13 protein-coding genes are annotated in these 12,537 nt (G+C 67.8%); 5 read left to right on the top strand and 8 right to left on the bottom strand.

From position 1 onward, the window contains the following. Positions 1–2 precede the first annotated feature (2 nt). The 5 genes from IBL25_RS03920 to IBL25_RS03940 form a co-directional block, all read right to left on the bottom strand. Entirely contained in the window at positions 3–995 is a 993-nt protein-coding gene (locus tag IBL25_RS03920) for an ABC transporter permease (protein ID WP_187777251.1), read from the bottom strand. Next, positions 992–2,533 carry a sugar ABC transporter ATP-binding protein gene (locus IBL25_RS03925; RefSeq protein ID WP_187777252.1) on the bottom strand — a complete coding sequence of 514 codons (1,542 nt, stop codon included), beginning with the start codon at positions 2,531–2,533 and terminating at the stop codon, positions 992–994. Before IBL25_RS03925 ends, IBL25_RS03920 begins: the two co-directional genes overlap by 4 nt. A 14-nt stretch (positions 2,534–2,547) precedes the next feature. After that, the gene (locus IBL25_RS03930; RefSeq protein WP_187777253.1) at positions 2,548–3,504 is read right to left on the bottom strand and encodes a sugar-binding protein; all 957 of its coding nucleotides are present in this window, start codon (positions 3,502–3,504) and stop codon (positions 2,548–2,550) included. Between the two features lie 150 nt (positions 3,505–3,654). Beyond that, positions 3,655–4,425, bottom strand: a complete 771-nt coding sequence (locus IBL25_RS03935; RefSeq protein ID WP_187777254.1) for an SDR family NAD(P)-dependent oxidoreductase — start codon at positions 4,423–4,425, stop codon at positions 3,655–3,657. Positions 4,426–4,563: 138 nt separating this feature from the next. Then, on the bottom strand, positions 4,564–5,538 hold the full coding sequence (locus IBL25_RS03940) for a LysR family transcriptional regulator (protein ID WP_187777255.1): 975 nt from the start codon (positions 5,536–5,538) through the stop codon (positions 4,564–4,566). 123 nt (positions 5,539–5,661) lie between these two features. Here IBL25_RS03940 and IBL25_RS03945 point away from each other — a divergent pair, with 123 nt between their 5' ends. Further along, the gene (locus tag IBL25_RS03945; protein ID WP_187777256.1) at positions 5,662–6,453 is read left to right on the top strand and encodes an alpha/beta fold hydrolase; all 792 of its coding nucleotides are present in this window, start codon (positions 5,662–5,664) and stop codon (positions 6,451–6,453) included. A gap of 47 nt (positions 6,454–6,500) precedes the next feature. Here the strand turns inward: IBL25_RS03945 and IBL25_RS03950 are convergent, their stop codons facing one another. Next, entirely contained in the window at positions 6,501–7,301 is an 801-nt protein-coding gene (locus IBL25_RS03950) for an SDR family NAD(P)-dependent oxidoreductase (protein WP_187777257.1), read from the bottom strand. Positions 7,302–7,415: 114 nt separating this feature from the next. On the opposite strand from IBL25_RS03950, the gene IBL25_RS03955 reads away from it, so the two are divergent. Genes IBL25_RS03955 through IBL25_RS03970 form a run of 4 tightly spaced genes read left to right on the top strand, consistent with a single transcriptional unit; the run spans position 7,416 to position 10,756 of the window. After that, positions 7,416–8,213 (top strand): IclR family transcriptional regulator, encoded by a 798-nt coding sequence (locus tag IBL25_RS03955; RefSeq protein WP_187777258.1) that lies wholly within the window; start codon positions 7,416–7,418, stop codon positions 8,211–8,213. Positions 8,214–8,229: 16 nt separating this feature from the next. After that, a complete protein-coding gene (locus IBL25_RS03960; RefSeq protein ID WP_202986671.1) occupies positions 8,230–8,778 on the top strand; it encodes a carboxymuconolactone decarboxylase family protein in 549 nt (182 codons plus the stop codon). Beyond that, the gene (locus IBL25_RS03965; protein WP_456315851.1) at positions 8,775–9,716 is read left to right on the top strand and encodes an SMP-30/gluconolactonase/LRE family protein; all 942 of its coding nucleotides are present in this window, start codon (positions 8,775–8,777) and stop codon (positions 9,714–9,716) included. Before IBL25_RS03960 ends, IBL25_RS03965 begins: the two co-directional genes overlap by 4 nt. 41 nt (positions 9,717–9,757) lie before the next feature. Beyond that, the gene (locus tag IBL25_RS03970; protein WP_187777260.1) at positions 9,758–10,756 is read left to right on the top strand and encodes a Bug family tripartite tricarboxylate transporter substrate binding protein; all 999 of its coding nucleotides are present in this window, start codon (positions 9,758–9,760) and stop codon (positions 10,754–10,756) included. Positions 10,757–10,822: 66 nt separating this feature from the next. Here IBL25_RS03970 and zwf read toward each other — a convergent pair whose 3' ends face one another. Next, positions 10,823–12,301, bottom strand: coding sequence for a glucose-6-phosphate dehydrogenase (gene zwf / locus IBL25_RS03975; protein WP_187777261.1), 1,479 nt, complete (start codon positions 12,299–12,301; stop codon positions 10,823–10,825). Positions 12,302–12,377: 76 nt separating this feature from the next. After that, positions 12,378–12,533, bottom strand: coding sequence for a DAK2 domain-containing protein (locus IBL25_RS03980; protein ID WP_367615553.1), 156 nt, complete (start codon positions 12,531–12,533; stop codon positions 12,378–12,380). Between the last annotated feature and the right edge of the window lie 4 nt (positions 12,534–12,537).

A 12,537-nucleotide genomic window follows, 5' to 3' on the forward strand; every position in this document is an offset into this window, starting at 1 on the left:
GGCTACTCCGCCGGGGATGCTACCGGCGCCGGGGTGCGGCTGAGGGCCGCCACCTGTTTCCGCCGGCTCAACTGCTGGTCGGCGATGACGCCAAGCAGAATGACGCTCCCCATCACCGCGAAGTTGAGCGACGAGGGGATGCCAAGGATATTCACCAGGTTCTGCAGGATCTGCAGCAACACCGTGCCCAGCACGATGCCGAGGATGCTGCCCTCCCCGCCGCGCAGCGAGCATCCGCCCAGCACCGCCGCCGCGATGGCATAGAGCTCATAGAAGTTGCCGAAGGAGGACGGCGAGACGGAGCTGGTATAGAAAACCAGCAGCACCGTCGAGAGCCCCGCCAGCCCGCCGCCGATCAGATAGGCCCCGGCGATGACGGCATTGGTGCGGATGCCGGAATGGCGCGCCGCTTCCTCATTCCGTCCCACGGCGTAGAGATAGCGCCCGAAGACGGAGCGGTGCAGCAGCACCGCCATGCAGGCCGCGACCACGAGCAGGATGATGAAAGGGTTCGGCACGCCGAAGCTGCGGCCGGAGGCCAGCCAGGTCAGCGTATCCAGGTCCCCGGTGGCATAGCCGAAGCCCATGGTGCCGTCCTGGGTATAGTAGCGCGCGATGCCGCGATAGATCAGCAGGCCGCAAAGGGTGACCACGAAGGGTTGCAGCCGCAGCCGCGTCACGAGCAGCCCGTGCAGCAGGCCCAGCGCCACGCCAGCGGCCAGGATCACCAGCACCGCCAGTGGCCAGGCCATTTCGAAGTTCACCAGCAGGTCCACCAGGATCACGCCCAGCAGCGCGAACATCGAGCCCACCGAAAGGTCGATGCCACCGGTGATGATGATGATGCCCTGCCCGATGCTGAAGACACCGAAGAGGCCGATAAGATTGGCCATGTTCAGCAGATTGGTGCCCGAGAGGAACAGCGGGTTCAATGCCGCCGTGATGCCGCCGATGACGATCAGCAGCAGGCCGAGGCCGAGTTCCTTCTTGCTCATGGATGTGCAGCCTCCGCACTGGCATGGATTTCCTCGGTCTGGCCGATGGCCAGCCGCAGCACCGCCTGTTCGCTGAAGGCATTGCGCTCCAGCATGCCGCTCACGCGGCCTTCATGCATCACCGCGATGCGGTCGCTGACACCGATCACCTCCTCCATGTCAGAGGAGATCATCAGGATGGCCACACCGGAATCCGCCAGCTTCCGCATCAGCGCGTAGATCTCGCCGCGAGCGCCGACATCGATGCCGCGTGTCGGCTCGTCGAAGAGCATGACGCGTGGGGACATGCTGAGCCATTTGCCCAGCACCACCTTCTGCTGATTGCCGCCCGAGAGCGTGGCGGCCTTGATGGCGCATGATGGCGCCTTGATGCGCAGGGACTGGCGCTGCGCCTCGCTCGCCTCGTCTTCCCTCGCACGGTCCACCAGCCCCAGGCGCGCATAGGAGGGCAGGCTGGCAAGGGTGACGTTCTGCACGATCGATAGGTCCAGCACCAATCCGGCCGCCTTGCGGTCTTCCGGCACCAGGTAGATGCCGACCGCGACCGCCTGCGCCGGCTCCCGGATCGTGAGAATCCTGCCGTCCAGCAGGATCTCGCCCCCCAGTGCCGGATCTATGCCGAAGAGGGTGCGGGCGAGCGAGGTGCGGCCCGAGCCCACGAGCCCCGCCAGGCCCAGGATCTCGCCGGGGCGGACATGCAGGTCCAGCGCCCGCTCCGGAAAAGCCGTGGTGCGCAGCCCGCGCAGTTCCAGCCCCCCCTCGCCGGGCATGCGTGCGGGTGGGGTATAGAGCGACCGCAGATCACGGCCGATCATCAGCCGGATCATGGCGGCGTGGCTGATCTCCTCCCGCGCCAGCGCCCCCACCATGCGGCCGTCCCGCAGGCAAACGACGCGGTCGGCGCAGTCGATGATCTCGCCCAGCCGGTGGGTGATGTAGATGATGCCGGTGCCGCTGGCCCGCAGTTCATGCACCAGGGACAGCAGCCGGGCCGTCTCCGACAGCGTCAGCGACGATGTTGGCTCGTCGAGAATGATGATCCGTGCCTCGGCGGCCAGCGCCTTGGCGATTTCGACAAGCTGCCGCTGCGCGATGGAAAGTTCCGCCACGCGCGCATCAGGGCCGAAGTCGGCGCCGAGTCGTTGCAGCAGTGGCGTCACGCGGGCCCGCGCCGCCGCGCGGTCGAGCAGCCGCAGCGGGCCGCCGTGCAGGGGCTCCCGCCCGAAAAGAACATTGGCGGCCACATCGAGATTATCGAAGAGGTTGAGTTCCTGGTGCACGAAGGCGATGCCGGCGGCGCTGGCCTCGGCCACCGTCAGGGCCGGGTATTCGCGGCCGCCAATTCTCACCTGCCCCTCGCTGGGTGGCACGACGCCACCCAGGATCTTCATCAGGGTGGACTTGCCGGCGCCATTCTCGCCGACAAGCCCCAGAACCTCGCCCGCGTGCAGGCGCAGGTCGACGCCATCCAGGGCGCGAACGCCGGGATAGCTCTTGCCGATTCCCTCCAGTTCCAGCAATGGAAGGCCCGGCGCCATGCTCGCGTCCATTCCTACCGCGTGCGCAGCAGATCCCGCATCTGCTTCTGGAAGTCCTCGACATTCGATTTGTCGATGATGCGGGTCGGGATAATGATCTGCTTGCTGGCCGGGATGAAGTCACGGTCGTTGTTCAGGTATTTCACCATGCCGACCATGCTCTGGTAGCCGAATTCGAAGGGCTGCTGCACCACAGTGGAATGGATGGTGCCATCAGCGATGCCGCGCAGCGTCAGCCCGTCCTCGTCGAAGCCCACGACCTTCACGCGGCCTTCGCGCCCGGCGCCCTTCACCGCCTGGTAGATCTGGGGCGTGTTATAGGCCCAGAGGCCAACCAGCAGGTCGATATCGGCATAACGGGCCAGGACATCCTCGACATTCCGCTTGGCACGGGCCATGTCCGATTCGTCCGTGCGGATATCGACGACCTCGATATTGCCGCCCTGCAGCGCCTCACGGATGCCCTGCACGCGTTCCCGCGCGTTGTCCGCATCCATGGTGCCGACGAAGAGCATGGCCTTGCCGCCATTCGGCAGTGCCTTCTTCATCTGCGCCCCGGCCTCGCGCCCGGCGGCGACATTGTCGGTGCCGATATAGACCACGCGGTTGCTGGCCGGTGCATCGCTGTCGGTGGTGAAGAGCACCGCCTGGGCAGCGGCGCGGTTTAGCATCTCGGTGGAATTACCCGGGTTGATGGCGGAGATGGCGATGCCGGCCACCTTGCGCGCCAGCAGCTCGTCCACGATACGGCGCTGCTCGGCGGCGCTGGCCTGGCCGGGCACGATCATCTCCATGTTGAACTGGGGGTGTTCCCGGTTCGCCTTCTCGATGCCGCGCCGGGCGATGGTCCAGAAATCGGCGGAAACGTTGACGACGAAGGCCAGCGTCTTCTTTTCCTGCGCATGCAGGACACGGGGGGCACCCGCCAGGGCAAGCGCCGCCGGGGCGGCAAGCAGACTGCGCCGTTTCATGCTCTCTCCTGAACGTCCTCGCGGCCCTTGTTTGGCGGGCCTTATGGCAGCCGGACCGGCTGTTGCGAGGAAGGCTAGCAGAGCAAGCTGGAGACTGGGAAGAACACGCTTCGGTCTTCACGTCTCCGTCATTCGTTGGAAAGGCTGATGTCAGGTCCAGCCACCATCCACAACAAATTCCTGGGCGGAGCACATGGAGGAAGCCGCCGAGCCGAGGAAAAGCGCCATGTCCGCGATATTCTCCGGCATCACCCGCCCGGCAAGGCACTGGCCGGCCTCGATCTGCTTCTCCGCCTCGGGCGTGACCCAGAGCGTCAGCTGCCGCTTGGTCATGACCCAGCCGGGAACCAGTGTGTTCACGCGGATATTCTGCTTGCCGTAGTCCCTCGCCAGGCCACGCGTCAGGCCATGCACCGAAGCCTTCGCCATGGTATAGGCCGGCATTCCCCCTTGCCCCAGCTTCCAGCTAACGGAACCGAAGTTGACGATGGCGCCGCCGCCCGCGTGCTGCATCTGGGGAATGACGGCCTGCGCGGCAAAGAACATGGGGCGCTGATTGATCGCCATGCGCTCGTCCCAGTATTCCGGCGTCACGTCCTCGGGCTTATGGCGCTGGTCATTGGCGGCATTGTTCAGCAGCACGGTGATGTCGCCATGCGCCTGCCGGGCCTGTTCCACGGAGGCGCGCAGGGCGGCGATGTCGCGCAGGTCGCAGCGGATGAACTTTGGTTCATGCGTCACCCCTTCGCCGCGAATCTGGCGCACCAGTGCCGAGCTGTCTTCTTCCGCGATATCGACAAAGGCAACCTTCGCGCCCTGGTGGGCGAAGGCGCGGGTCAGCGCAGCGCCGATACCGCTGCCGCCACCTGTGATGAAGACGCTTCGGCCGGCGAGGTCGGGGTAGACCGCGTTGCTCTGCATCCGGACATTCCCTTCAGGCTGTTGCTCCGGCACTCATGGAGTGGCGGTGCCGGCTCAAGCAGTCTGGCAGGCCATGGCAGGGCGTCAATGCCGCTCCCTCCTTCCGCAGCGGCACCTCACCACGATCTGTGCTGGCGCCTAGCCTTTTGCTTCGCTTCCGCCCAGCACATGCGATGTCGCCAGCGCGCCGTGCAGGATACCTTCCCTGGCGAAGCGGGAGAGCGTTTCGCGAATCAGCGCGCCGGTCGGTTCCAGCAGGAGATTCGCCGCGCGCCGCCGCAGCCTGACCAGGGCGAGGCTGGAGATCAGCGGCGGGCGTCCGATCGGCGAGGCTCGCAACCGGCCGGCCAAGGCATCGGCATGGACGGCGGCATGGGTCAGGATGGTGGCACCCAGGCCGGCGCCAACCATGGCCTTGGTGATGCTGACGCTGTCCACCTCCATGGCCGGGCGCACCGGCTGCATGCCGCGCGCCAGGGCGCTGTCCAGCAGCAGGCGGTTGGTATGCGGGTGGGTTGGCAGGATCAGCGGCAGTTGCAGCGCCTGGGCGAGGCTGATCTCCCCTGCGGGCGGCACCGGCCAGTCCGCCGGAGTGCCGGCAGGTGGCAGCACCAGCACCATGCGCTCCACGATCAGCGGCTCCACCTCCAGTTCCGGCAGGCGCGGCGGATTATGGACCAGCGCCAGGTCCACCCGCTGCTCCAGCACCCATTCCACCAGCCAGTGGCCCACGCCTTCCCGCACATGCAGCGCCGCCCGCGGCAAGGTGGCGCGGAAACGCCGCATCACCTCCGGCACCAGCATCACCCCCATGGCGGGCGGCACCCCCAGGGAAAGGCGCCCCGTTCCCGCCAGGGTGTCGGAACGAAGCTCCTCCGCCGTTTCCCGCAGGGACCGGAACACCGCCTCGGCACGCTCCAGCAGGCGGGCGCCGGCCGGGGTCAGTTCCACCCCGCGTGGGCGGCGGACCAGCAGCGTGACGCCCAACTCCTCTTCCAGCTTGCGGATCTGCCGGCTCAGGGCCGGTTGCGCGACGTTCAGCGCCTGGGCCGCGCGCGTGATGCCACCCAGCTGGGCCACCGAGAGGAAGTAGCGCAGCGCCCGCAGGTCCATCGTGGCTCCCCATCCATGCCGTGGCGGTATGGTTTGCCATAGAAGAAGGGCTTTTGTGTATGGCGCCCCGCCGCATTAGGTCACCTGCGCGAATGGCGGCGGCAGGGGAAGGAAAACGGCATCGTGGACTGGGCGGAGGTGAACGGCGTCTCCCTGCGTTACACGCTGCAGGGTCAAGGGCCGCTTCTGGTGCTGATCCATGAGATCGGCGGCAGCCTGGAAAGCTGGGACGGCGTGGTGCCGGAACTCTCCCGCCGCTTCCACGTGCTGCGCTACGACCAGCGCGGCGCCGGCGGGTCGGAGAAACCACGCCAGCCCTTCGGCCTGGAGACCCTGGTTTCCGACCTCGATGCTTTGCTGGCGGCCCTGCGCCTGCACTCGCCTTTTCATCTCGTGGGCGCCGCCATGGGGGCCGCGCAGGCGGTGATGCTGGCGGCGCGGCGACCTGGGGAGGTGGCCTCCCTGGCGCTGCTGAACCCCGCGCTGGAAATCGACCCCGCCCGCGCTGGCCTGATGCGGGACCGCGCCCGGCAGGCCGAGGAGCAGGGGCTGCGCGCCACCCTGCCCATTACCCTGGACCGTTCCTGGCCGCCCGATGGCTCCGGGGCCCGCGCGCGTTACCGCGCCCGCTACCTGGCCAACGACCCCTATGGCTTTGCCCGCCAGAATGAGGCGCTGCTGGAGGTGGCGGTGGAAAGCCTGCTGGGCGTCCTCGCCTGCCCTGTGCTGCTGCTGGCTGGCACGCGGGATGCCGTGCGCCCGCCGGAACTGGTGCGGCGCGCGGCGCGGCGCATCCCCGGCAGCCGCTTCGCCGAGGTCGATGCGGCGCATTTCACCGCCGCCGAGGCTCCCGCCGCCCTGCTGCGGCACCTCGGCGCGTTCCATGATGAAGTCCTGGCCAAGGCGAAGTGCTGATCCGCGGTTCCACCGAAACCGCGTCGGCCCGCCGGCTTAGCCCTGCTTCAGCCGCAGCGCACGGACATGCCGCCATCCACCACCAGCTCGGTGCCGGTGATGAAGCGCGCTTCATCCGAAGCCAGGAAAAGCACGGCATTGGCGGTATCGCGCCCATCCCCCGCGAAGCCGAGCGGGATGCGCGCCAGGCGCTGCTTGATCAGTGCCTCGGCATCGCCACCGGCGCGCTGCTTGGCCAGCCGGACTTCCACCATCGGCGTGTGCATCTGGCCCGGCACCACCGTGTTCACCCGGATGCCCTTGGGCGCGTATTGCACGGCCACCACACGGCTGAACTGGATGATGCCGGCCTTGCAGGCCGCATAGGCCACCTGCGCCGCCCCGGTCCAGCGGATGCCGGAGGTGGAAGCCAGGTTGACAATGGCGCCCTGCCCCTGCGCCTCCATGATCGGCAGCGTGTATTTGCAGGTCAGGAAGACGCTCTTCAGGTTGAAGTCCACCTGCGCGTCCCAGACTTCCTCCGGCATCTCCACCGGGCCGCCGGGTGCGGAGCCGCCGACATTGTTGACCAGCACATCGATCCTGCCGAAGCGGGCATGGCAGCCCTCGACCATGCCGCGCACGGAGGAACTGTCCGTCACGTCGCATTCCACTGGCATGAACCGGCCACCCGCCTCGGCGATCAGCGCGGCCGTTTCTTCCATGGCGGCGAGGTTGCGGTCCACGCCGTAGACGGCGGCGCCCTCCCGCGCGAATTGCACGGCGGCGGCGCGGCCATTGCCCCAGCCGCTGCCGACGGAGCCGGCCCCGGTGACGATCACGACCTTGTCCGCGAACCTGTTCAGCATCGTTCTTCCTTGCAGTCTGGCAGGCACCGGGCCAGCCCCGCCGCGCAAGCTAGACGTCACTTCCACCAGGCGCAACACACTTCCGAAAACCAGGAACGCCGCTATGATGCCGGGGTGAGCAAGCCACCCAGCACCCCGCGCCTAGGGCGCAGCCGCGCCGCCGCGAAACCCGAGGCCGAGAAGCCCACTGGCCTGAACGAGGGCAATGTCCGCGCCGTGGACCGTGCCCTGGCCCTCCTCTGCGCCTTCCGCGAGGAAGACGAGCCACTGGGGCTGGCCGAGCTTTCCCGCCGTGTCGGTCTCAACATGACCACGGCACTGCGGCTGCTGCAGACGCTGGAAAGCCAAGCCTTCATCCAACGCCTGCCGAATGGCGGCTACCTGCTGGGCCCCACCCTGATGCAACTGGGGGATCTCTTCCGCCGATCTCTGCGGCTGGAAGACCATGTACCGCCGGCGCTGGAACGGCTGCGCCAGGAGAGCGACGAAAGCGCCACCTTCTTCGTGCGGGATCGCGACCAGCGGCGCTGCGCCTTCCGCCTGGATTCACCGCAGATCGTGCGCGACTATGCCCGCGTCGGCGAGGTGCAGCCCCTGGGGCGCGGCGCGCACGGGCGCGCCCTGATCGCCTTCGAGGGCCCCGAGCCCCCACCGCTGCTGCCGGTGGTCACCAAGGGGGAACGGCACCGGGAGCTGGCCTCCACCGCTGCCCCGGTGCTCGGGGCCACAGGACAGGTGGCAGGCTCCATCGGCATCTCCGTGCCGCTCTACCGCTTCACGCCCGAGGTCGAGATGCTCTGCCGCCGGCTGGTGCTGCGGGAAGCATTGCAGGTGACCCGGGGGCTTGGCGGCGATGCCGCGCGCATCGAGGCCACCGCGGCACCCGACCTGCTGCCCAAGACCGATCGCTAGACAAGAAGGAAACGCCATGCCCCGCCTTGCCCTGCCCGCCGAGGATGCAATGACCCCGGAGCAGCGAGAAGTCTGCGCCGAAGCGGCCGCCGGCATCCGGGGCCGCGTGCCCGCGCCGATGACGGCCTGGGTGCAGAGCCCGGAATTCGCCCGGCGCGGCCAGCGCCTGGGCGAGGTGCTGCGCTACCAGACGACGCTGCCGCCCACGCTCTCGGAACTGGCCATCCTGATCACCGCCCGTTACTGGACCTCCCATTACGAATGGACGGTGCATAAGCGCGAGGGGCTGAAGGCGGGCATGGACCCCGCCACCATCGAGGCCATCGCGGCACGGCGTCCGCCGCCGCTGCGCGATGCGCAGGAACGCGCCGTCTATGCCATTTCCACCAGCCTGCTGGAGACGCGCGAGGTGCCGGAGGCGCTTTATGCCGAGGGTGTCGCGGCGCTGGGTGAACGCGGCATGGTCGAGCTGGTCGGCATCCTTGGCTATTACGGCATGGTTTCGATGACGCTGAACACTTTCCAGATCGGCCTGCCCGAGGCCTTCGCGCCGGAACTCGCCTGACCATGTGGGAGCCCAGCCAGCGCTACCCCGATCCGGCCATCCGCGTCCTGCGGCCGGAATTCGAGCATTACCGGCTGCCCCTCGCGGCCGTGGAGCGCCTCGCCACCGGCTACCGCTGGGCGGAGGGGCCGGTCTGGTTCGGCGATGGCCGCTACCTGCTCTGGAGCGACGTACCGAACGACCGCATCCTGAAGTGGGAGGAGGAAACCGGCTCCGTCAGCACCTTCCGCGGCCCTTCCAACTTCGCCAATGGCAATACGCGCGACCGGCAGGGCCGGCTCATCACCTGCGAGCATGGCGGCCGCCGCGTCACGCGCACGGAGTACGACGGCAGCATCACCGTGCTGCTGGACCGCTTCGAAGGCAAGCGCCTGAACTCGCCTAACGATGTGGTGGTGAAGTCGGACGGCTCCATCTGGTTCACCGATCCGCCCTTCGGCATCGTCAGCAATTACCAGGGGTTCGCGGCGGAGCAGGAGCTGCCGGCGAATATCTACCGCATCGACGGCGTCACCGGCAAAGCCACCGTGGTGGCGGCGGATGTGAACGGCCCCAATGGCCTCGCCTTCTCCCCGGATGAGAAGCAGCTCTACGTCATCGAATCCCGCGCGCGGCCGCGCAATATTCTGGCCTTCGATGTGGAGGCCGATGGCAGGCTTGGCGCCCGGCGGGTCCTGGTCGAGGCCGGACCCGGCACGCCCGATGGCTTCCGGGTCGATGTGCATGGCAATCTCTGGTGCGGCTGGGGCATGGGCGACGAGGAGCTGGACGGGGTGCGCGTCTTCTCGCCGGCCGGCGAGGCCATCGGCCATATCGCCCTGCCGGAGCGCTGCGCCAATCTCTGCTTCGGGGGCCGCGCCAGGAACCGCCTGTTCATGGCTTCCTGCCGTTCCATCTATTCTCTCTACGTCAATACCCAAGGGGTGGCGGGCGGCTAGAGCCTTTCGTCTTCATTCGCTGCTTTCAGGAGGAAACCTTAATGAACCGTCGTCAGTTCACCGCGCTCGGCGCCGCATTCGGCGCCACGGCGCTGCTGCAGCCTTCCCTCTCCGCCCCCGCGCTGGCGCAGGGTGCCGCCACGCTGCCGGACGTGCCGCTGCGCCTCATCGTCCCCTTCCCGCCCGGCGGGCCGAATGACCTGCTGGCACGCCTGCTGGCCCAAAAGATGGGCCCGCGCCTGAAGCGCAATGTGGTGATCGAGAACCGCTCCGGCGCCGGCGGCGTCGTCGGCACCGACGCGGTGGCCAAGGGCCTGGCGGATGGCACCAGCATGGTGCTCACCAGTGCCGGCGCCATCGCCATCTCGCCGACGCTGATGCCGAAGATGCCTTACGATGTCGAGAAGGACCTCGCGCCCATCACGCTGGTGGCGCTGATGCCGGAGCTTCTGGCAGTCAATCCGAAGATGCCGGTGAAGAACCTGGCGGAGCTGATTGCCTATGCCAAGAAGAATCCTGGCAAGGTGAACTTCGCCTCCTCCGGCAATGGCAGCATGCCGCATCTGGCCGGTGAATCCCTGCGCTTCGCCGCAGATATCGACATTGTGCATGTTCCCTATCGCGGCGCCGCGCCCGCCGTGACCGACCTGATGGCCGGGCAGGTGCAGATGATGTTCGCCGATATGCCGGCGCTGCTCGCGCAGGTGCAATCGGGTGACCTGCGGCCCATCGCCGTGGCTGGTGACGCCCGCTCGCCGCTGCTGCCGGAGGTGCAGACCCTGGCCGAAGCAGGCCAGCCGGATGTCGCGCCGGTCAACTGGTATGGGCTGATGGTGCCGAGCCGAACTCCGGCGCCGATCCAGCAATTGCTGCACAGCGCGGCAACCGAGGCCCTGCGCGACCCCGAGCTGGTTTCCGCCTATGAGCAGCAGGGTGCGCGCGCGGCTCCCGGCTCGCCGGAGGAATTCCGCCGCTTCGTCGCGGAGGAAACCAAGCGGTGGGGCGAGATCGGCCGCCGCGCCGGCGCCACCATCGACTGATCCTATGATGTGCCGGAGCGTGTTGACGGCGACAAAGCCATCAACATGCTCCGGATGCCGCCCGGCTTACTCGATGCCCTCATACCAGGTGCGGCCATCGCGCTCGATCATGGCGATGGCGGCCGTGGGCCCCCAGGTGCCGGCGACATAGGGGCGCGGCGCCTCCGGTCGCTCCGCCCAGGCATGTAGCACCGGCTCCACCCAGTCCCAGGCGGCTTCCACCTCGTCACGCCGCATGAACAGGGTGGTATTGCCGCGCACCACATCCATCAGCAGGCGCTCATAGGCATCGGGATAGTGCTGCCCGAAGGTTTTCTCGAAGCTGATGTCGAGCCCGGTGGGGCGCAGGTGCAGGCCGCCGGGGCCAGGCTCCTTGGTCATCATCTCCAGCCGCATGCCTTCCTCGGGTTGCAGGCGGATCAGCAGGCGGTTGGGCTGCAGGTCGTGCTGGTCACGCGGAAAGACGCTGAAGGGCGGCGTGCGGAACTGCACCACGATCTCGCTCATCTTGCGCGGCAACCGCTTGCCGGTGCGCAGGTAGAAGGGCACGCCCGCCCAGCGCCAGGAATTCACCTGCGCCTTCAGCGCCACGAAGGTTTCCGTCATGCTGCGCTCGGTGCTGCCGATATCGGCAAGATAGCCGGGCACCGGCCGCCCCTCGGCCGCACCCGCGACATACTGGCCACGCACGGTGAAGTTGTTCACCTCATGCGGTTCAAACCGCCGCAGCGCGCGCAGCACCTTCAGTTTCTCGTCGCGCACCGCGTCCGTGTCCAGCGAGAGCGGGCTTTCCATCGCCAGCAGGCAGAGCAGTTGCAGCATGTGGTTCTGCACCATGTCCCGCAGGGCGCCGGAGCGGTCGTAATAGCCCGCGCGCCCTTCTGCCCCGACGACCTCGGAGACAGTGATCTGCACGTGGTCGATGACATCGGCATTCCACAGCCGCTCGAAAATCGGGTTGGCGAAGCGTAGCGCCAGCAGGTTCTGCACCGTCTCCTTGCCGAGGTAGTGGTCGATGCGGAAGATCTGCGATTCCGGCAGGACTTCCCCAACCGCCTTGTTGATGGCGCGGGCGGAGGCAAGGTCGTGGCCGATGGGCTTCTCCAGCACCACGCGGGACAGGGCATTGAAGCCGCCATGCCTCGCCAGACGCTGGCAGATCGGGCCGTAGAGTTCAGGCGAGGTGGCCAGGTAGAATGGCCGCACCTGCCCGGGCCGCTCATCGAGCGTGGCGACCAGCGCCTCCCATCCCTCGTCCGAGAGGGCATCGACCTGACGGTAGTGGATGAGGGCCAGGAAGGCGCCCAGCGTTTCCTCGTCCAGGTTGGCGGGGCTCACATGCTGCCGCAGCGCCGCCTCGGCCCGCAGGCGGAAACCCTCAGTTTCCAGCCCGCTGCGCGCCGCGGCGATGATGCGGCTGGTATCGGGAAACTGCCGGTCGCGGTAGCGGTGGTACAAGGCCGCCAGCAGCTTCCGCATCGTCAGGTCGCCCGTCGCACCGAAGACCACGCAGTCGAACGATGCCACCGGAAGAATTCGCGCCATGCCGCATCCTTCGTTCAGCTCTGGCGCAGGATAACCCAGGGGGATGGCGGCCCTCCAGCCGGAAGGCCATCCTGCCTTATCTGACGAAGGGAGACAGCGCCCGCAACCAGATCACGGCCGCCGCGGCGCCGGCATCGGGCACGCCGATGGCACGGTCCCCGAGGTAGCTGGCGCGGCCCAGGCGGGGGCGCATGGCGGCGGTGGCCTCGGCCCCCGCTTCAGCGGCCCGCACCGCC

Origin of the sequence: Pseudoroseomonas ludipueritiae (assembly GCF_014490445.1) — a bacterium.
Lineage (GTDB): Bacteria > Pseudomonadota > Alphaproteobacteria > Acetobacterales > Acetobacteraceae > Pseudoroseomonas > Pseudoroseomonas ludipueritiae.